Origin of the sequence: Xanthomonas sp. NCPPB 4037 (genome assembly GCF_041475695.2) — a bacterium.
In the GTDB taxonomy this organism is placed as follows: domain Bacteria; phylum Pseudomonadota; class Gammaproteobacteria; order Xanthomonadales; family Xanthomonadaceae; genus Xanthomonas; species Xanthomonas campestris.
The window spans coordinates 19,647-39,476 of sequence record NZ_CM191261.1 but is presented as its reverse complement, the minus strand read 5'-3'; the positions used below and the strand labels follow the sequence as shown (position 1 = coordinate 39,476).

At 64.5% G+C, this 19,830-nt stretch carries 15 protein-coding genes and 2 other RNA genes; 10 read left to right on the top strand and 7 right to left on the bottom strand.

What is annotated here, in order from left to right; translation table 11 throughout:
• The first annotated feature begins 211 nt into the window (after nt 1–211).
• Both ACCQ01_RS00170 and ACCQ01_RS00165 read left to right on the top strand, forming a co-directional pair.
• Nucleotides 212–1,693 (top strand): glutamate synthase small subunit GltD family protein, encoded by a 1,482-nt coding sequence (locus ACCQ01_RS00170; RefSeq protein WP_228433586.1) that lies wholly within the window; start codon nt 212–214, stop codon nt 1,691–1,693.
• 13 nt (nt 1,694–1,706) lie between these two features.
• Complete coding sequence (locus ACCQ01_RS00165) at nt 1,707–2,267, top strand: hypothetical protein (RefSeq protein WP_228433587.1); 561 nt, start codon at nt 1,707–1,709, stop codon at nt 2,265–2,267.
• 110 nt (nt 2,268–2,377) lie between these two features.
• Here the strand turns inward: ACCQ01_RS00165 and ACCQ01_RS00160 are convergent, their stop codons facing one another.
• Nucleotides 2,378–3,436, bottom strand: coding sequence for an NAD(P)-dependent alcohol dehydrogenase (locus ACCQ01_RS00160; RefSeq protein WP_011035287.1), 1,059 nt, complete (start codon nt 3,434–3,436; stop codon nt 2,378–2,380).
• Nucleotides 3,437–3,749: 313 nt separating this feature from the next.
• Between ACCQ01_RS00160 and ACCQ01_RS00155 the strand changes: the two genes are divergently transcribed.
• The 5 genes from ACCQ01_RS00155 (at nt 3,750) to ACCQ01_RS00135 (ending at nt 9,001) form a co-directional block, all read left to right on the top strand.
• Nucleotides 3,750–4,814 carry a glycoside hydrolase family 5 protein gene (locus ACCQ01_RS00155; protein ID WP_228433588.1) on the top strand — a complete coding sequence of 355 codons (1,065 nt, stop codon included), beginning with the start codon at nt 3,750–3,752 and terminating at the stop codon, nt 4,812–4,814.
• 672 nt (nt 4,815–5,486) lie between these two features.
• Nucleotides 5,487–6,488 carry a glycoside hydrolase family 5 protein gene (locus ACCQ01_RS00150; RefSeq protein WP_372358887.1) on the top strand — a complete coding sequence of 334 codons (1,002 nt, stop codon included), beginning with the start codon at nt 5,487–5,489 and terminating at the stop codon, nt 6,486–6,488.
• A 438-nt stretch (nt 6,489–6,926) separates the two neighbouring features.
• Nucleotides 6,927–7,946, top strand: a complete 1,020-nt coding sequence (locus ACCQ01_RS00145) for a glycoside hydrolase family 5 protein (protein ID WP_372358886.1) — start codon at nt 6,927–6,929, stop codon at nt 7,944–7,946.
• A gap of 417 nt (nt 7,947–8,363) precedes the next feature.
• Entirely contained in the window at nt 8,364–8,810 is a 447-nt protein-coding gene (locus ACCQ01_RS00140) for a PepSY domain-containing protein (protein ID WP_228433591.1), read from the top strand.
• 116 nt (nt 8,811–8,926) lie between these two features.
• Nucleotides 8,927–9,001: non-coding RNA, sX9 sRNA (locus ACCQ01_RS00135), on the top strand.
• A 170-nt stretch (nt 9,002–9,171) separates the two neighbouring features.
• On the opposite strand, the gene ACCQ01_RS00130 is transcribed toward ACCQ01_RS00135, so the two are convergent.
• On the bottom strand, nt 9,172–10,962 hold the full coding sequence (locus ACCQ01_RS00130; protein WP_228433592.1) for a M28 family metallopeptidase: 1,791 nt from the start codon (nt 10,960–10,962) through the stop codon (nt 9,172–9,174).
• 58 nt (nt 10,963–11,020) lie between these two features.
• Nucleotides 11,021–11,677, bottom strand: coding sequence for a DUF4097 family beta strand repeat-containing protein (locus tag ACCQ01_RS00125; protein ID WP_228433593.1), 657 nt, complete (start codon nt 11,675–11,677; stop codon nt 11,021–11,023).
• Between the two features lie 119 nt (nt 11,678–11,796).
• Here ACCQ01_RS00125 and ACCQ01_RS00120 point away from each other — a divergent pair, with 119 nt between their 5' ends.
• Complete coding sequence (locus ACCQ01_RS00120; protein WP_372358885.1) at nt 11,797–13,065, top strand: murein hydrolase activator EnvC family protein; 1,269 nt, start codon at nt 11,797–11,799, stop codon at nt 13,063–13,065.
• Between the two features lie 25 nt (nt 13,066–13,090).
• Here the strand turns inward: ACCQ01_RS00120 and ACCQ01_RS00115 are convergent.
• A non-coding RNA gene (locus tag ACCQ01_RS00115) (sX9 sRNA) lies at nt 13,091–13,165 on the bottom strand.
• A 300-nt stretch (nt 13,166–13,465) separates the two neighbouring features.
• Here ACCQ01_RS00115 and ACCQ01_RS00110 point away from each other — a divergent pair.
• Complete coding sequence (locus ACCQ01_RS00110) at nt 13,466–14,953, top strand: S41 family peptidase (RefSeq protein WP_228433595.1); 1,488 nt, start codon at nt 13,466–13,468, stop codon at nt 14,951–14,953.
• Between the two features lie 926 nt (nt 14,954–15,879).
• On the opposite strand, the gene ACCQ01_RS00105 is transcribed toward ACCQ01_RS00110, so the two are convergent.
• The 3 genes from ACCQ01_RS00105 to ACCQ01_RS00095 are packed head-to-tail and all read right to left on the bottom strand — an operon-like array spanning nt 15,880 to nt 17,907.
• On the bottom strand, nt 15,880–16,866 hold the full coding sequence (locus tag ACCQ01_RS00105; RefSeq protein ID WP_228433597.1) for a D-2-hydroxyacid dehydrogenase family protein: 987 nt from the start codon (nt 16,864–16,866) through the stop codon (nt 15,880–15,882).
• A complete protein-coding gene (locus tag ACCQ01_RS00100; RefSeq protein ID WP_011035277.1) occupies nt 16,866–17,186 on the bottom strand; it encodes a DUF1820 family protein in 321 nt (106 codons plus the stop codon). The genes ACCQ01_RS00105 and ACCQ01_RS00100 overlap by 1 nt, the downstream gene beginning before the upstream one ends.
• Before the next feature lie 28 nt (nt 17,187–17,214).
• Nucleotides 17,215–17,907, bottom strand: coding sequence for a rhomboid family intramembrane serine protease (locus ACCQ01_RS00095; RefSeq protein WP_012436869.1), 693 nt, complete (start codon nt 17,905–17,907; stop codon nt 17,215–17,217).
• Between the two features lie 219 nt (nt 17,908–18,126).
• On the opposite strand from ACCQ01_RS00095, the gene ACCQ01_RS00090 reads away from it, so the two are divergent.
• The gene (locus ACCQ01_RS00090; protein WP_042595433.1) at nt 18,127–19,467 is read left to right on the top strand and encodes an outer membrane protein transport protein; all 1,341 of its coding nucleotides are present in this window, start codon (nt 18,127–18,129) and stop codon (nt 19,465–19,467) included.
• Nucleotides 19,468–19,830 lie beyond the last annotated feature (363 nt).

The window sequence follows — 19,830 nt, the reverse complement described above, 5'->3', positions numbered from 1 at the left end:
TGGCGGCACGGCGCAGCGACGGGATTGGAGATTTGGGATTTGGGATTCGCTCGATCCCTGCGACCTGCCGTCGCATTGGCGAATTCCGATTCCCGGATCTCCATCCCCTGCGCTCAAGCGTCGAGATGCTTTGTTCGAGGTTCGCACTGCATCAGACCCAGGTCGCCCGCTCTAGCGAATCCCCAATCCCAACTCCCGAATCCCAGCCCCTATGAGCCGCAAGCAAGCCTTCCAATTCCTTGACCTGCCGCGGACCATGCCCACGCGCATCCCGGTGGAGCTGCGTACGTCCGGTGACTGGGGCGAGTTGTACGGCAAGTTCGACAAGGCCGACGCGCAATACCAGTCCGGCCGCTGTCTGGATTGCGGCAACCCGTACTGCAGCTGGAAGTGCCCGGTGCACAACGCCATTCCGCAGTGGCTGCAGCTGGTGCAGGAAGATCGCATCATCGAGGCCGCCGCGCTGTGCCATTCCACCAACCCGCTGCCGGAAGTGTGCGGGCGCGTGTGTCCGCAGGACCGCCTGTGCGAGGGCAGCTGCACGCTGGAGGAATTCGGCGCGGTCACCATCGGCGCGGTGGAAAAGTACATCGTCGATACCGCCTTCAGCATGGGCTGGCGCCCGGACCTGGGCAACGTGCAGCCCAGCGGCCACCGCGTGGCCGTGGTCGGCGCCGGCCCGGCAGGCCTGTCCTGCGCGGACCGCCTGGTGCGGGCCGGCATCGAAGCGGTGGTCTACGACCGCTACGAACAGATCGGCGGGCTGCTGCAGTTCGGCATCCCCAGCTTCAAGCTGGACAAGTCGGTGATCGGCAAGCGCCGCGAGATCCTGGAAGGCATGGGCGTGCAGTTCCGCCTGGGCGTGGAGATCGGCAAGGATGTCAGCATCGAACAGTTGCTCGGCGAATACGATGCCGTGTTCCTGGGCACCGGCGCGTACCGCTACACCGACGGCGGCCTGCCCGGCCAGGATCTGAAGAACGTGTTGCCGGCGTTGCCGTTTCTGGTGCAGAACAGCCGCATCGTCAGCGGCAACGACCCGCACGGCCGGCCGATCGCCGGCTGGGAAGACCAGATCGCCCTGCCCGACCTCAACGGCAAGCGCGTGGTGGTACTGGGCGGCGGCGACACCGGCATGGACTGCGTGCGCAGCGCCATCCGCCTGGGCGCGGCCAAAGTCACCTGTGCCTACCGCCGCGACGAATCCAGCATGCCGGGCTCGGCGCGCGAAGTGGCCAACGCGCGCGAAGAAGGCGTGCGCTTCCTGTTCAACCGCCAGCCGCTGTCGATCGAGTCCGGCGCCGACGACGAAGCCATCGGCGTGACCGTGGTGGAAACCAAACTCGGCGAGCCCGACGCCAGCGGCCGCCGCAACGCAGTGCCGGTGGAAGGCAGCGAATCCCTGCTGGAAGCGGACGTGGTGATCATCGCGTTCGGCTTCTCGCCGACGGTGCCGGAGTGGCTGTCCTCGCAAGGCGTGGAAGCCGGCAGCAACGGCCGCATCGTCGCCCCGGCCGACGGCAACGGCCGCCTGCCCTACCAGACCAGCAACCCCCGCCTGTTCGCCGGTGGCGACTGCGTGCGCGGCGCCGACCTGGTGGTCACCGCCGTGGCCGAAGGCCGCGACGCGGCCGGCAGCATCGTGCAGCTGCTGGGTGTCAAAGCGCAGGTCAAGGAGCCGGCTGCGGCGTGAGGCACGTCAGATTTTGAATCAGTCAATTCGCCGCCTCGAAGGACTTAGGACGGCGTCACTCAACGCTGAGCGTGCTTTTAAAGCTGCGACGTCTACTAATAATGCTCACTATCCAGAAGTGCAACGACACACATGGGCCGCAGCTGCCATTCTTCACTGTGACATCCTTCGTTATATCGTTACCTTCGAAAACTCAACCACAGAAGGACTTGTTCGTTTACTTTGGATGGGTGACATCGTCTCTATGCTTTATGAAGCCAAGATATGGTTTCAGAAGACCGGCAACACCAACTTGCAGAATATCGCATCCTCAAGCGGCGCAGACGTATCCGCACTCAAAGCTAAGATAAAAGCTCTTAGAAAAAGATATCCACTAAACGGTATCGAAGCTTTTGCAGACTTCCGCAATAAGGTCGGCCATCACTACGACCCCTCGTTTGTTGCACATCTCCATACGTTCTCAGAGATGGATTCGCGAGCCTTCTATAGTGCCTTGACCAACTACGCGAATTTCTCAGGCGAATGGGTGGTGCTCTGTAAAGAGGTCATCAAGCAAGCATCCGGTGAACATTGACACGAATAGTTTCCATTGCTGCGTGTGTCACACGTTCTTGTACGCCAAGCTCCACCGCCTGAGCCCAACAGCGACGCAGGCGATGGCAGGACGGCTGATGCGCTGACGGATCAGGCCGCCTTGGCCAGCGTGTCCATATCGATCACGAAGCGGTACTTCACGTCGCCCTTGAGCATGCGCTCGTAGGCCTCGTTGATCTGGTCGGCGCGGATGGTTTCGATGTCGGAGACGATGTTGTGCTTGGCGCAGAAATCGAGCATTTCCTGGGTCTGGCGGATGCCGCCGATCAGCGAACCGGCCAGCGTGCGGCGCTTCATCACCAGGTTGAACACCGCCGGTGACGGATGCGAATGTTCGGGCACGCCCACCAGCACCATCGCGCCGTCGCGCTTGAGCGCATTGAGGAACGGGTCCAGGTTGTGCGGCGCAGCCACGGTGTTGAGGATGAAATCCAGGGTGTTGTACTGCGCCGCCATCTGCGCCTCGTCCTTGGAAATCACCACTTCGCTGGCGCCCAGGCGCAACGCGTCGGCGCGCTTGCTTTCGGAGGTGGTGAACAGCACCACGGTGGCGCCCATGGCCTTGGCGATCTTCACCGCCATGTGGCCCAGGCCACCCAGGCCGACCACGCCCACCTTCTGCCCGGGGCCAACCTTCCAATGCGCCAGTGGCGAATAGGTGGTGATGCCGGCGCACAACAACGGGGCCACGGCGGCCAGGTTGTCGCTGTGGGAAATGTGCAGCACATATTTCTGGTCCACCACGATATGGTCGGAGTACCCGCCATAGGTGTTCTCGCCACCGCCAAACATCGGGCCGTTATAGGTGCCGGTGAAGCCCTGTTCGCAATATTGCTCCTCGCCTTCCTGGCAGGAGGCGCAGCTGCGGCAGCTGTCGACCATGCAGCCCACACCGGCCAGGTCACCGACCTTGAAGTTGGTCACGGCGCTGCCGACGGCAGTGACGCGGCCCACGATTTCGTGGCCCGGCACCGAGGGATACACCGTGTTGTGCCATTCGTTGCGTGCGGTGTGCAGGTCCGAGTGGCACACACCGCAGTAGGCGATGTCGATCTGCACATCGTCGGGACCCGGCGCGCGACGTTCGAAGACGAACGGCGCCAGCGGCTGGTCGGCGGTTTGGGCGGCGTAGGCGTGGGCTTTGCTCATGGGAATACTCCAGGGGACGGAAACGCCGCCCGCGCAGGGCGCAGACAGCAAAAAAGTAGGTGCATTAGCTTAGGACACCGCTCCGTCGCACTCCTGCGACAGTGCGTCTTGCCAGTCGGCTTGCGAACTCGACCGTGGCGCCAGCATGGCGCTTTGGACGTTCGCGCATCATCAAATCAGCGTTGCCCGCGTGAATGGCGCGCTAACGCCGGGGCCCCTAGGCTGACCATCGATGGTGTGGCGCTGCACCATCCTCGCTGGCCGTGCCCTCCCCCTGCGGCCACCTACGTCGACTGCCGAAGGAGGCTCCCCCATGTTCCCATCTCTCCCCCGCTCCCCCCGTACCCACGCTGCCGCACTCGCGCTGACCCTGCTCGCGTCGTTGCCGTTGGCGCACGCCAAGGAGCCGGACAACGCCCGCGGCGGATTGAAGTACGTGGGTGTCAACATCTCCGGCGCCGAGTTCAACTCGCGCAAGAAGCCCGGCACGCTCTACAAGGACTACACCTACCCGGCGGCGGCGGATTTCAGTTATTTCGCCAGCAAGGGTATGAACACCATTCGCTTGCCGTTCCTGTGGGAGCGCCTGCAGCCAACCCTCAATGGCGAGCTGGATGCGGCGCAACTGGCGTTGATCAAGAAATCCGTGGCCGCCGCCAAGGCCAACAAGCAGTTCCTGATCCTGGACCTGCACAACTACGCCAAGTACAACGGCAAGCGCATCGGTACCGACGAGGTGCCGCCTGCAGCACTGGCCGATCTGTGGCGCCGCCTGGCGCTGGAGTTCAAGGACGACAAGCAGGTGATCTTCGGGCTGATGAACGAGCCCAATGGCATCTCCTCCACCGACTGGGCCGCGGCCGCACAAGCGGCGATCAACACCATCCGCAAGACCGGCGCGACCAATTTGATTCTGGTGCCTGGCACGGCCTACACCGGCGCGCACAGCTGGCGCAGCACCAGCTACGGCGTCTCCAATGCCAAGGCCCTGCAGATTCTCAAGGACCCGGGCAACAATCTGGCCTTCGAAGCGCATCAATACCTGGACGGCGACTACAGCGGCACCAAGCCCGAATGCACCAGTGCCACGGTGGGCGCGGACAAGTTGCGCGGCTTTACCGACTGGCTGCGCGAGAACAAGCAGAAAGGCTTCCTGGGCGAGTTCGGCACGGCCAACAATGCGGTCTGCAACGATGCGCTGAAAGGCATGCTGAGCTACATGGAAAAGAACAGCGACGTGTGGCTGGGCTGGACCTGGTGGGCGGCCGGCGCGTGGTGGAAGCCGGATTATCCGTTCAATGTGCAGCCGGGCAAGGACGGCAGCGAGAAGCCGCAGATGTCGATCCTGAGCGAGCACGCGCGCCGCGCCGGCAAATAAGCGTCACGGCGAGCAAACGCCAGGCAAGTGCGCATGCGCGGAGCCGTTGGCGTGGACACTCAGTCCATACCGATGCACCTCCACGCTCGCGCCTGCCTGGCGTCTGTGTATCTACTTGCTGGCCGCTTTAGCGCGGCCGAATGCCAACGCCGCACGCGCGACGTTGGCGATGTCTGTCATCTGACGCGCCGTTTGTGCGGCGTGTAGGTGGAACTGCCACGTGCGCGTACACCGGCTCGCAGCCACATAGGCAACCGTGATCACGCTGGCGCACCGCGGTCGTTGCGGTGTGGCTGCCCGTGCATGCAGTGATCACCGCATGCCGTGTTTTTAGCCAGGCAGTTTTTTCGCCACAGGTCTCTTGGCCGACGCGCCACGCGCGCCGTTGCAAGCTGCGTGCACGCTTCCATACATGGGCATGACAAAGTGCCTCTCTCGCGGATGCGTCGACCAGATCCTGCCGCCACTGCGAAATAACGCACAGCTTGGAAGAGTGATACCTCGCATCTGTAGTTTCAGCGTGCCGTTGCGCCTAGGGTAGAGACAGATGCGCTGTTGGCCGCGTCGCGCGGCATGACGTTGCGGGCAGCGTATCTCCCCCGCAACTGCAAGGAACACCCCATGTCTGCCTCCCCCTCCTGGCCACGCCAGCTGCTGCGCTGCGCGTTGATCATGCTGTGCATCGCCACGATGTCCATCGCACAGGCGCAAAGCCCCAATCGTCTGAAATACGCAGGCGTCAACATCTCCGGTGCAGAGATCCAGTCGTCCAAAAAACCGGGCGTGCTCAATATCGACTACCGCTATCCAGCCGCGTCCGAGTACAGGTACTTCGCGGGCAAGCAAATGAACATCGTGCGCCTGCCGATCCTGTGGGAGCGCATGCAGCCCAAAGCTCAAGGTCCGCTGGATCAGGCACAACTGGCATTGCTGAAGCAGGCAGTGGCCAACGCCAAGGCCGCCAATCAATACCTGATTATCGATGTGCACAACTACGCCAAGTACTACGGCCAGAAGATCGGCAGTAAGCCGGTGCCGGTGCGCACGTTCACCGACCTCTGGCGCCGTCTGGCCATTGCGTTCAAGAGCGACAACGCCGTGATCTTCGGGCTGATGAACGAGCCGTACGACATCTCGCCAGAGAGTTGGGCCGCCGCCGCGCAGGCGTCCATCGACAGCATTCGTGCCACCGGTGCCACCAACCTGATTCTGGTGCCCGGTGCATTGTGGTCGGGCGCACACAGCTGGTATTCCACCGTGGCCGGGCAGTCCAATGCAGTGGCGCTTGCGGACATCCGCGACCCATTGAATCGCTATGCGATCGAAGTCCATCAATACCTCGACACCGACTCCAGCGGCACCAGTGCCGGTTGTGTGAGCCGCACGATCGGTGCGGAGCGCTTGCGCAGTTTCACCGGCTGGCTGCGCGCGCAAGGCAAGCGTGGCTTTCTTGGCGAATTCGGCACCGCCAATAACGCAACCTGCAATGCGGCGCTGGACGGCATGCTCGGTTATCTCGAAACCAACCACGATGTGTGGATCGGTTGGACGTTCTGGGCGGCGGGCGCGTGGTGGAACACCAGCTATCCGTTCAATGTGCAGCCCGATGCGCAAGGCCGCGACAAGCCGCAGATGAAAACCTTGAGCGCACGCGCGCATCGCGTCACCCGATAACGGCAATCGATCAGTTCGCTTGTGTACAACTGCAGCAGCCGGCGCACGCAGTAGACCTGTACTGCTGGTGCGTCGGTTGCATGCGCAGCCAGAGATTTGGCGTCACGCTTTCGTCGCTTAGCAAATCGCATGTCGAGATTTCGTCGCGGTCGCGTCACACGTGAAAGCGCAGTCTCCCTTGAAAGCAGGCACAACCGCAGGATCCCGGTGCCAGCTCCTCCCACGCCGCATAAAGTGCAGGCCACAACGCAGTTTGTTTGTGAGCCCCTGCGCACATCATCTTTAACCACCGCGCGATGCGCGGCTGGCACGCGTGATGCATTGAACGGGCAGATGCAGCGTAACGAACGTCGATCGCACGCCATGGGGCTGCGATGCATCTTTTCCGTCGTCGAAGGAGTGGTTTCCATGTCGTGTTCTCTGTGGTTGCGCAGGCTAATGTCCTGCGCGGTGTTCTTCCTGCTGCTCGGTGTTCTGCCGATGGGCCATGCACAAACGCGTGCACTCAAGTACGCCGGCGTCAATTTGTCGGGTGCGGAATTTGCGTCATCGAAAAAACCTGGCGTCCTCAACAAGGACTACATGTATCCCGCCAGCACCGATTACAGCTATTTCGCTGGGACCGGAATGAACGTGATTCGCCTGCCGATCCTGTGGGAACGTCTGCAACCTGCCGCACGCGGCGAGCTGGATCCGGCCCAGCTGGCACTGGTGCAGCAAGCGGTGGCACGCGCCAAGGCATCGGGCATGTATCTGGTGCTGGATATCCACAACTACAGCAAGTACTACGGTTATAAAGTGGGTGGGCCGGAAGTGCCGCTCGCCACCTTTGCCGATCTGTGGCAGCGCCTGGCGGTGATCTTCAATAGCGATAACGCCGTGATCTTCGGGCTGATGAATGAGCCCAACAACATCTCTGCCAGCGAATGGGCCGGTGCAGCGCAGGCAGGCATCGATGCGATCCGTGCCACCGGCGCCAACAATCTGATCCTGGTCCCGGGTGCGCTGTGGACCGGCGCACACAGCTGGCACTCGCTGACCAGCGATGGGTATTCCAATGCAACCGCGTTGGCATCGATCAGCGACCCGCTCAATCGCTATGCGTTCGAAGTGCATCAGTATCTGGATGCCGATTCCAGCGGCACCTCCAGTGTCTGCGTCAGTGAAACCATCGGCGCCGATCGCCTGCGTGCATTCACCCAATGGCTGCGCACCAACAACAAGCGTGGCTTTCTCGGTGAGTTCGGCACCGCCAACAACGCCGTCTGCAATACCGCGCTGCAAGGCATGCTGGCCTACATGGAAAACAACGCCGATGTCTGGCTGGGCTGGACATGGTGGGCAGCGGGCGCATGGTGGAACACCAGCTACGCCTACAACGTGCATCCGAACAAGGACGGCACCGACAAGCCGCAGATGACCATCCTCTCGCCGCAGGCCGCGCGCGCTACACGCTGACACGTTGTCGCATGCCCGCCTTTCGTAGGAGCGCCCCTGGGCGCGATGGAGCGTTACCGTGATCGGTAGGGCTTCATCGCGCCCAAGGGCATTCCTGCAGATTTTTTGCCTGAATTGCGACGAAGACGTACTTCTAGCTGCGGTGGCAGTCGTGGCAATAGATACCGTCGGTGCACAGCGGCTCTCTGCTTGCTCGCCTACACGATCGTGCGCTTTCGAGGTCAACGACGGCGCTAGGCTGCAATGATCGTTATGAGCGACCTCATGCGCAGATGTAAACGCCGCGTGCAGCATGGGTGAGCATGTATCTGCGGTTGTCAGCTAACTGAACTTTTGCAATGCATAGGGTCGCTTTTTCACCACGCCGCCATCTGCCGACGCCCAGCATGGACGCACTTCACTGCTAGGAGCACTCTCATGGCACAGCGTTTGATGACCACCGCGCTGATTGGCGCACTTGCCCTCACCGCACACGGTGCGTTCGCGCAGGACGCCGCCAAGCCGGCCAAGGCTCTCACTTCTGCCGAAGTCAGCAGCATGTTGACGGCCAAGGGCTACACGAAGGTGCACGACATCAAGTTCGAGCACGGCGTGTGGACGGCCGATGCGCGCAGCGGCGACGGCAAGGATGTGGATGTGCGGATCGACCCGACTACCGGCCGCGTGTATGGCGACCAGACCACCTCCAAGATGAGCGAGGCCGACATTCGTGCAGCGCTCTCCACCAAGGGCTATTCCAAGGTACATGACCTCAAGTTCGAAGATGGCCTGTGGAAGGCCGATGCCGAACAAAGTGGTGGGCAGAAGGTGGACCTGCACGTTGACCCGGAAGATGGGCACGTGGTGAGCGTGGATAACGATTGATCGCTCCCGTGTAACACGTGCACGCAGCAGCCGCGCGGGATGTGCATTGCGATTTAGCGCAGCTATCAGAACGACTGCGCAGCCGCCAGGTGGGCGCGGCCGGTGCTCGGAATCTAATGTACCCCCGTACACTCCGGTTCCTCCGGGCCGCCCGCATCCACCTGACGACTGCTCGCTACGTTTTGTTAGCCGCTCTTAAACTCGCTACAAACGAAAGGGCCTCCATGCGGAGGCCCTTTTTTGTTCGGCGCAAAGTGCGGTCAGACGTTGGACTCAACGTGCCAGCGTTTCGCACTGGTTGTAGCAGACCGCTGCAGCCCCTGTCGCCACGCAGCGCGCGGTCACAGGGGCTGCCCGCAGCTCAGCGCGACGGCGCAGGCGCAGGCTTGGCGTCGTCCTTGGCCGCTGGCGCTGGCGCCGGCGCAGCGGCCGCACCCGGCTTGCCGGCCATCATGCGGTCGCGCGCGGCCTTGAACGGATTGCCCGCATACCAGTTGGGCCACTGCTGATCAGCCGCCACCTGCTTGCCCACGCCATACACCGCCTGCAGGTCCTCGATGGTGCCATCGAGCTTCCAGGTGGCCGCGTCGTACTGATCGCCAGGCGCGTGGTAGCGGTTGCGGCCATAGTCCTCGGCGGCTGCGCGGCCGGCAGCGGTACCGCCATCGCGCAGGTCTTCGCCGCCGTCGGCGTACAACGCCGGCACGCCGGCCTTGGCGAAGTTGAAGTGGTCCGAGCGGAAGTACGAGCCGCTCTCCGGCGTGGCCTCACCGTGCAGCGTGCGCCCCTGCATGGCGGCGATCGGCTTGAGGATGTCTTCCAGCTCCGAACTGCCCATGCCCACCACCGTGACATCGCGTGCGCGCCCGGCCACCGACATCGCATCCAGGTTGATCACCGCAGCGATCTTGTCCAGCGGAAAGCTCGGGTTGGCCACGTAGTACTTGGAGCCCAGCAAGCCGGATTCTTCCAGCGTCACCGCCACGAACACCACCGAGCGCGCCGGCTTGGGATCCTGGTGCGCGAAGGCATCGGCGATTTCCAGAATGCCGGCCACGCCGGTCGCGTTGTCCACCGCGCCGTTGTAGATGTTGTCGCCGGTTTCGCCGTCGTGCTTGCCCAGGTGATCCCAGTGCGCCATGTACAGCACCGCCTCGTCGGCATGCGTGCTGCCGGGCAGCACGCCAACCACGTTGCGCGAGGACTTCTGGGCGATCGTGCTCTTCAGGTCCACCGACCAGCTGGCCTTCAACGGCACCGGCTTGAAGCCGCGCTTGCCGGCGTCCTTGTAGGCCTGCGCCAGGTCCAGCCCGGCGTCGGCGAACAGCTGCTTGGCAGTGTCGGCGCTGATCCAGCCCTGCACCGGCAGGCGCGGGTCCGGGTCGTCCTTGGCCGGCAGGTCGTACTGCGGGCCGGACCAGGAATTCTTCACCACATCCCAGCCATAGCTGGCGCCGGGCGTGTCGTGCACGATCAGCGCGGCGGCCGCACCCTTGCGCGCGGCTTCTTCGAACTTGTAGGTCCAGCGGCCGTAGTAGGTCATGCGCTTGCCGTCGAACAACTTGGCGTCGTTGCTGTGGAAGCCCGGGTCGTTGACGAACATCACCACGGTCTTGCCCTTCCAGTCCTGCCCGGCGTAGTCGTTCCACTGCTGCTCCGGCGCATCCACGCCGTAGCCGACGAACACCAGCTCGCTGTTGTCGAGCTTGACCTCGGCCTGGCCGGTGCGCGTGCCCACCACGATGTCGGTGCCAAAGGTGAGCGGGCGGCTCTGCGCGCCACTGCGCAGGCTGGGCGCGGTGGCCGGGTCTGCGGTGGTTTCCACCATCGGCACATCCTGGAACCAGCTGTCGCCATTGCCCGGCTGCAGCCCGATGCGCTGCATCTGGTCGCGGATGTAGGTCACCGTTTTCTCTTCGCCCGGCGTGCCCGGCCCGCGGCCTTCGAAGGAATCCGAGGCCAGCGTCTTGACCAGCTCGGCAAAGTCGCCGGTGGTCAGTTCCGGCGAGAAGGCGTGGCTGCTGACCGGTGCGCTGGGGGCGCTGTCGGCAGGTGCCTGCGCGCTGGGCGCGCTGGTGGGGTCGGCGGACTCACGCTTGCAGCCCGCCAACGCAACGGCGGCGGCCAGACACAACACGATCTTGCGGGGCATCGGGACTCCTCGGTGCGGCGGGGGTTCCCGATTCTAGGCGCAGCCGGTGGTGAGCGCGTCAGTCCTCCGGCGCCACATCGCCATCGAAGCTGCGCGCGGTGGCCCCGGTGACCGCGCCAATCTTGGCGCTGCGGTGCACGTACAAGGTGACCTCGCGTTCGAACTTCAGCGGGCCATCGACTACCGCATTCGGGCCGATGATCACGCGCGGCTTGCGGTTCGGCTTGAACGAGAAGCCGAAATTGGGCTTGGTGACCAGGATCCCGCCACGCACGTGCGACCCCACGCCCACGGTGATGTCGCCGTTGACGGTCTCGATGCCCTTGCCCAGCTCGGTTTCCACCAGCCCGATGCTGCCGTTGACGGTTTCCACGCCACCGCTGATCTGGCTGCCGCGCTCGGCCAGCACCGAGCCGTTGACGGTTTCCAGATTGCCCGACACCACCACCTTGCTGCCCAGGCGGATGCCGCCGTTGACGGTGGAAACACCGCCGGTGCGGGCGCGCTCGCCAACCTGGATACTGCCATTGACGGTTTCCACGTTCTTGGTCTGCGTCGCGGCGCCGATCTCGATGGAACCGTTGACCGTTTCCAGGTCGCCGTAGGTCTTGCCGGCCTCGGCGCTGATGCGGCCATTGACCTTGCTGATGTCCTCATCGGCCAAGGCGCTGCCGCAGGCCAGGGAGAACACGAGGATCCAATGCGCGTGCTTCATGCTGAACCTCCCGCCGCGGCGGATATCGGTAACGTGGCAGCGATCACACCATGCTTGGCTACAATCGCGCACCTGCCTGAAGTCACTGGAACTTTCGTTTGCCTCCTGCCGCCGCGCCATTGCCGCACCCGACCCGCAGCCCGCCCGCACGCGCATGGCTGGCCGCGGCCGTGTTCGCCTGCACGCTGCTGGCCGGCACCAGCGCCGGGGCGCAGAGCCAGCGCGAGGCCGAGCGCAAGCTGCAGCAATTGCGCGATGAATTGAAAACCATCAGCGCCGACCGCCGCGACCTGGAAGGCAAGCGCGGCACCGCCGCCCAGCAGCTGCGCCAGGCCGATGAAAAAGTGGCCAAGACCGCACGTGCGCTGAGCGAGACCGAAACCGCGCTGCGTACGCACGAACAGAAACTCTCCGAACTGCAGCAGCAGCGCGCGCAGCTGCAGCGTGGCCTGCGCGAGCAACGCATGCAGTTGGCCGCACTGCTGCGCGCCGCCGACCATGTAGGCCGCAACGCGCCGCTGAAAGTGCTGTTGTCGCAAGACACCGTGGGCGATGCCACGCGCATGCTGGCCGACCACCGCTACGTACAGAACGCACGCGCGCAGCGCATCCAGGGGCTCACCACGCAACTGGAAGCACTGACCCAGGTCGAGCAGCAAATCACCGAGCGGCGCCAGGCGCTGGACGCCGCACGCGCACAACAAAAAGCACAGGCCTCGTCGCTGCTGAAAGACCGCTCGCAGCAGGCCGCCACCGTTGCGCAACTGGACACCCGCTATCAACAGCGCGCCGAGCGCGAGAAAGCCCTGGGCCAGGATGCCAAGGCACTGGAGCAGTTGCTGGCCAATCTGCGTGCAGCCGCGGCCAAGGCAGAAGCCGAGCGCCGCGCGGCGGCCAAGCGTGCAGCCGCCGAAGCCGCCGCGCAGGCCAAGCGCGGCAAGACCGATCGCCCGGAACGCCCCGGCAAGACTCCGCCCAAGGTCGTGGCCAACGCACCGGCGCCCAAGGTCGGTGGCCTGAGTTGGCCGGTGTCGGGCAACCTGCTGGCGCGCTTCAACGCCACGCTGCCGGATGGCCATACCAGCAAGGGCGTGCTGATCGGCGCGCCCAAGGGCAGCACGGTCACCGCGGTGGCCGATGGCACGGTGGTGTTTTCCGACTGGATGACCGGCTACGGCATGATCCTGATCGTGGATCACGGCAACGGCTACATGAGCCTGTACGCGCACAACGACACCTTGCTGCGCGATGCCGGCGCCAGCATCAAGCGTGGCGAGGCCGTGGCCAAGGTCGGCAGTTCGGGCGGGCAGGGTGTGCCGGCGTTGTACTTCGAGCTGCGTCGCAACGGCCAGCCAGTGGATCCTTCGAGCTGGCTGCAGCGCCGCTGAGTGCAGGGGGCGCCGCACTTAGAGCGGCTAACAAAACGTAGCGAGCAGCAGCCAGGTGGGTGCGGACGGCGCGGCGGAACCGGAGTGTACGGAGGTACATGCCGATTCCGAGCACTGGCCGCGCCCGCCTGGCGGCTGCGCAGTCGTTTTGATCGCTGCTCTTATCCGGCGTCTGCTTGCTGCATGGTGTTGCCGCTCACATGCCGGCAGCTCGCGGCGCCAGAGTGTCGCTGCGGACTGTCCCGACGGCACCGCGGCAGCATGTCTCATCGCGCAGCCTTGTAGAGGCTTCGCTCGCACACCGGCGTTGACAGCGATTCAACGCGGATTTACTGCTGCTTCGCGCATAATCCAGCCAGCGCCGCGCTGTGGGGCGTCTTCTCTCTTTTCGGAGTGCTTCATGCGCGTAGCCGTCCTGTCCGTTGCCCTGTCGCTGGCCCTGTTCGCGTCGCCCGGTTGGGCACAGCAGGCCAGCCCCGCTGCCGCACCGGCCACCGCGGACGACCCGGAAGCCAACGAAGCCGCCGTCTCCAAGGTGCCGCTGGACGAGATCCGCCGCTTCGTGGCCGTGTACAACGCGGTCAAGCAGGCCTACGTGGACCCGGTCGAGGACAAGAAGCTGATGCACGCGGCCGTGCGCGGTCTGCTGTCGGATCTCGATCCGCACAGCACTTACTTCGACAAGGAAGACGCCGAGGCCTTCGACGAACAGGCCACCGGCGCCTATGACGGCATCGGCGTGGAATTGCTGCAGCAGCAGGACAACACGCTCAAGGTGATTGCACCGATCGACGACACGCCGGCTGCACGCGCCGGGGTCAAGGCGGGCGATGTGATCGTGGCCATCGACGGCAAACCGATCGACGCCAGCAAGGCAATGGAGCCGCTGCGCGGCGAATCCGGCAGCAAGGTCACGCTGACCATCGTGCGTGACAAGGTCGCCAAGCCGTTCGACATCGCCCTGCAGCGCGAAACCATTCGCGTGGCCAGCGTGCGCAGCAAGCTGCTCGAACCCGGCTACGGCTACATCCGCATCAGCACCTTCCAGGCCGACACCGGCGCCGACTTCCAGAAGAACCTCAAGCAACTGCAGGCCGGCGGCAAGCTGCGTGGCCTGGTGCTGGATCTGCGCAGCAACCCGGGCGGCCTGCTGACCTCGGCCGTGCAGGTGGCCGACGATCTGCTCGACAAGGGCAACATCGTCAGCACCCGCGGGCGCATCTCCATCAGCGACGCCAAGTTCGACGCAACCCCGGGCGACCTGCTCGGCGGTGCGCCGGTGGTGGTGCTGGTGGACGCCGGCTCGGCGAGCGCATCGGAAGTGTTGGCCGGCGCGCTGCGCGACAACCAGCGCGCGCGCATCATCGGCAGCCGCACCTTCGGCAAGGGCTCGGTGCAGACCGTGTTGCCGCTGGACAACGGCGACTCGGTCAAGCTCACCACCGCGCGCTATTACACGCCCAGCGGCAAGTCGATCCAGGCCAGCGGCATCGTGCCCGAAGTGATGCTCACTCCCGAACCGCAGCCCGGCGACGCCGACGTGCCGGCCAGCCTCACCGACTTCAGCGAGGCGACCCTACCGGGCCACCTGCGCGGCGATGCGGAAGGCGAGGAGGGCTATAGCGCCGGCGACGTGCTGCCGGGCGATGGCCCGATCAACGAGGCGCTGGCCGAACTCAAGCAACCTGGCTCGGTCGCCAAGGCACAGGCCGCGCGCAAGGCCAAGGCGCAAGCGCAAAAGCCCAAGGCCATCAAGCCGACGCCCGAGCCCAAGCCGGCCGCACCACGCCCGCCAGCCAGCCAGCAGACCACGCCGGCCGAGCCGACGGATAAGGCCAAGCCGGCGGCGCCAGTACCGGCAGCTGTGCCGGACGAGCCGGTCAAGTAACGGGCAGTGCTGCGGGTGCCACGTGCACCCGCAGTGCGCAGCCGGTGCTGGTGTGCATGCGCGCATCGGACGTCGTACGTTGTACGTCGTGCCGCGAATTTACATACAGCAGTTGTTAGGCACGCATGCGGTGATTGGACGCAGACGTTGCAGAATAGCGGCACGTCTCGTAGGCATCGCTGGTCGCCAGGCGACTGCTATTTGCTTTGAAAAACTCTCTGCAAGATGTCGGCGCTTTTTTGCAGGTGGTCTTCCACGTTTGGTCGCACTCACTTGCTGATGTGCGCGATACGTAGGGACTCCGCGCACTGCACGTCATTAAACGTGTAGAACGTCTTTAGCACGTCTTCGCCAGCAGCCTAGACGCTGAGCGAGGGCACCTAGCCTAAGCACTCTCCCAGCGACGCAGTTGCGCGTTGAGGTTGCGCGTTGAAAACACCACTTCATCAATAACGATGCTCTGCTGGCTTTTGCGGGTGCCGCGCTGCTCGATGCAGTGATTCGCGCCCACCACCTAAGCTGGGTGGCATGGAATGCACGCACTGCATATCGCGCGAATGCGTCACCGAAATCGATGCGCGGTGCAGCAGCACACGATCAGTCCGGATACCGCAGGTGCGCATGATGCGTGCCACGCTGCCACCAATACGGGGGCTCCAAAACCTGGCCATTGTGTCGGCCATGCGTGCTCCCTGCACGTCATTGCAGGTGGCCAGCAAGACATGCGGTCGTGCCTCTTGGGCGCACTGTGCATCGCAGGACCACGACGCGTGCTTGCGGGAAGCCGCATGGACACATACGGACTTGTTGCAGCTGTTTTCGCTACATCGTTCTAGAAGAGCAGGTGATGACAACCCGTTCGCGCATCAGACATCGGCAGTTACAGCGCAGCAGCAATCCGCAACGCACCGGCGCAACATCACACCCTAACGCGCAACCAGCAATGCCTCAGGATTGACCAGATTGCGCGGTGTGCCAGCAGCAAACGCCAGCACGTTGTCGAATGCGGCCTCGAAGTAGGCCGCGTAGCTGTCCAGTTCCACATAGCCCAGGTGCGGCGTGGCCAGCACGCGCGGGTGTTGCAGCAGCGGGTCGCGCGCATCCAGGACCGGTTCGCGCTCGAACACGTCCACGGCGGCGTGCCCGGGCCGGCCGGCGTCCAGGGCCGCGATCAACGCGCCGGGTGCAATCAGTTCGGCGCGGCTGGTGTTGACCAGTAACGCATCGGGGCGCATGCGCAGCAGGTCGGCGGCGGTCACGTCATGCCGGGTCTGCGCGCTCAGGCGCCGGTGCAACGACAGCACATCGCTACGTTCGAACAAGGCCGCGCGGCTGTCGGCGATTGCATAGCCATCGCGCGCCGCCTGCGCGCACGACGCCTCGCCGCCCCATACCAGCACCTGCATGCCAAACGCCCGCCCGAATGCGGCCACGCGTTGGCCGATGCGGCCGTAGCTCCAGATGCCCAGCGTGCGCCCATGCAAGGTGCGCCCCAACCCGGAATCGCCCAGCGCCTGCCAGCGGCCTTGATGCAGGGCGCGCTGGTACTCGGTCAGGCGCCGGCTGGCGGACAGGATCAACGCCCAGGTCAACTCGGCCGGCGCGACCGGCGAGCCCACGCCCTCGGTGACCGCCACGCCAAACTCGGTGCAGGCCGCCACATCCACATGCGGGCCGATGCGGCCGGTCTGGCTGATCAGCTTCAACCGCGGCAGGCGCCGCAATAAGGTGGCGTCCACGCGGGTACGTTCGCGGATCAATACCAGCGCATCGGCTTCCACCAGCCGCTCGGCCCATTCGTTGGGATCGGTGGCCAGCGCGCCCAGCACCTGCACTTCATGGCCCTGCAGACGCTGCAGGCAGGGCAGGGCGCGCACGGCGCCCTGGTAATCGTCCGGCACCAGGATGCGCATCAGCGTGGCTTGGTCGGCAGCGGGAACGGGGTGACCACCTTGTCGCCGGTGGTGGCATCGCGGATCACCGACTGCCCCTTCTTTTCCACTTCCTCGATGCGCACGATGCTCTGCATCGGCAGGTGCAGCACCTTGGTGTTGCCGAACTCTTCGCGTAGGCGCTCTTCGGTGGGGTCGACCACCAACCCGTCATGCACGTCGAATACCAGCTCGCTGATCTGGTTGAAGCCCCACAGATGGCTGCCGGTGACGTGCTGGGCGTAGAGCTCGTACACCTTGCCGTGATTGAGGAAAGTGACTTTGTACAAGGGCTTGGACATGCGGCAATTATAGGCGCAGGGCAGGGCGCTAGAACCCGTGGCGCTTGCGCAGCCGCCGCGCGATCGCCGCGCGCACATACAACCCATAGACGATGCCGAACACGAAACCGGCGATGTGCGCCGACCACGCCACCATGCCGAAGGCCGGGCCGATATAGGCAAACACCACCTGCAACACCGCCCACGCACCGATCAACAGCGGCGCCGGCACGCGGATGAATTCCAGGAACACGCCTAGCGGCAGCACCACGCCAAGCTTGGCGCCAGGAAACAGCGCCAGATAGGTGCCGATCAACGCCGACACCGCACCGGAGGCGCCGATGATCACCCGGTCCGGCGTGCCGATGGCGAAGATCGCCGCCAGGTTGGAGGCCGCGCCGCCCAGCAGGAACAGCAGCAACAACCGCCAGGGCCCGAGGATGCGCTCGGCCGGCAGCCCGAAGATCAGCAGGAACACCAGGTTCCCCAACAGGTGCGACCAGTCCGCGTGCAGGAACAATGCGGTGAACAGGCGCAGCACGCTGCCGTCGCGCAAGGTGGCCCACCAGTCGCCCAGATTGGAGACGCCGCTGGACAGCGCGCCCCAGTCCAGCCACAGCGTATTGCGCGCCTCGGTCGGGCGGCTGATCGACCACAGATAGGCCAGCCAGACGGCCGCGAACAGCAGCGGCACCGCCCAGCGCGGCGCGGATTTCTTGCGGGAGGGGATCGAGACAAACATCGGAGTGGCACAATAGCGGGTTCACCGTCCTGAACCCACCCCTAACCTGACCGGGCTAATAACGCGCACTTCGTTATTGTTCGGTTAATCGTCGTGGTTATACTGCGTACGGCGTCGTATGTCGGGGGGGGGTCTCCGGCGCGCTCCAGGGCCATGTTGGCCACTGGGCGCGGGCGCTGTACCGACCACTGCAGTCTTTATTCCGGAGAGCAACAACTCATGTCTACCGCTTCCACTCTCAGCCGCGCCACCCTGCTGGCCGTTGGTATTGCCGGCGTGCTGGCCGTTGGCCAGGCACACGGTGCCGCCTTCCAGCTGAAGGAAAACAGCGCCAAGGGCCTCGGCCGCGCCTTCGCAGGTTCGGGCAGCGCCCCGGACGACGCATCGATCATCGCCAACAACCCGGCCGGCATGCGCCAGCTGGACGGCCGCCTGTTCCAGGCCGACGTCAGCGCCATCAGCTTCTCGGCCAAGTACCAGGGCGAAGGCGGCAGCTACGCCAACGGCGCGCCGATCTCCGGCGGCAACGGTGGCGACGCGGGCATGATCGCGCCGGTCCCGGCAGCGTATTTCCACGTGCCGTTCGGTGAAAACAACAACATGCACCTCGGTACGTCGCTGACCGTGCCGTTCGGCTTCAAGACCGAATACGACCGCGACTGGACCGGCCGCTACCACGGCACCAAGACCGAGCTGCAGGCGATCGACTTCAACGTCGCGTTCTCCTACGACGTGAACCCGTACGTGTCGTTCGGCGCCTCGGTGTTCGCCGAGCGTCTGGATATCGACCTGGGCAATGCGGTGGACTTCGGCAGCGTGCTGGCCGCGCGTCGCGTGCCAGGCTTCGCGCCGGGCAGCGCCGATGGCTATTCGCGCATCAAGGGCGACAGCACCGAAGTGGGCTTCACCCTCGGCGGCTTGTTCAGCATCGATGAGAACACCCACATCGGCTTCAGCTACCGCTCGGAAGTGGAGCACAAGATCACCGACGGCGATGCCGACTTCACCGTGCCGGGTAATGCCGCTGCAGTGTTGGGCGTCGCCGCACCGGGCACCTTCATCGACACCAAGGGCCGTGCCACCGTCAAGCTGCCCGCCAGCGCCACCGCCAGCTTCACCCACAACGTGAACGAGCAGTGGTCGATCATGGCCGACGTCACCCGCACCGCCTGGAGCAAGTTCGACCAGGTGACCGTGGACTTCGCCTCCAATCAGCCCAACAGCGTGCTGGATTTCTCCTACCGCGACACCACCTTCGCCTCGATCGGTGCCGACTACCGCATGAGCGAGACGCTGACCCTGCGTGGCGGTGTGGCGTATGACCAGACCCCGACCACCGCCGAGCACCGTGACGTGCGCGTGCCGGACGCGAGCCGCAAGTGGGTCTCGCTGGGTCTGAGCTGGCGTCCGTCGCAGCAGGCCGAGTACAACTTCGGCTACACGCACCTGTTCACCAGCGATCCGACCAGCGACACCACCACTGCCACCGGCAACGCGCTGGCCGGCAGCTACAAGGTGCACGGCGACGTGCTGGCCGCGTCGATCAACTACAAGTTCTGATCGTCGCTGCTGCATGACGTACGAAAAACCCCGCTTCGGCGGGGTTTTTTTGGGGCGCAGGTATCTCCATGGCATGGATTCGAGGCGCCGGGGCACGCTGCATCTGTGAACTGGCGGAGCCGTAGGGCGTCGCCTCAATGGACCGTTCGCTTTGAGGCGGCTGCGAATGCGCTGTAAAAGTCGATCAAAGCCCGAGCACTGTTTTTCTGGTTGTGGCGGCAGTACATCGCGCTACGGCGTGGCAGATAGCGACGCGCGGACTGGCACGCACGGGAGCTTGGCGATGCAAATCCAGGGCTTACCCATGTCGTCGCGAAGATCCCGGCCGAAGGTTAGGGCACCGCCACCGCACCGCCGACCTTG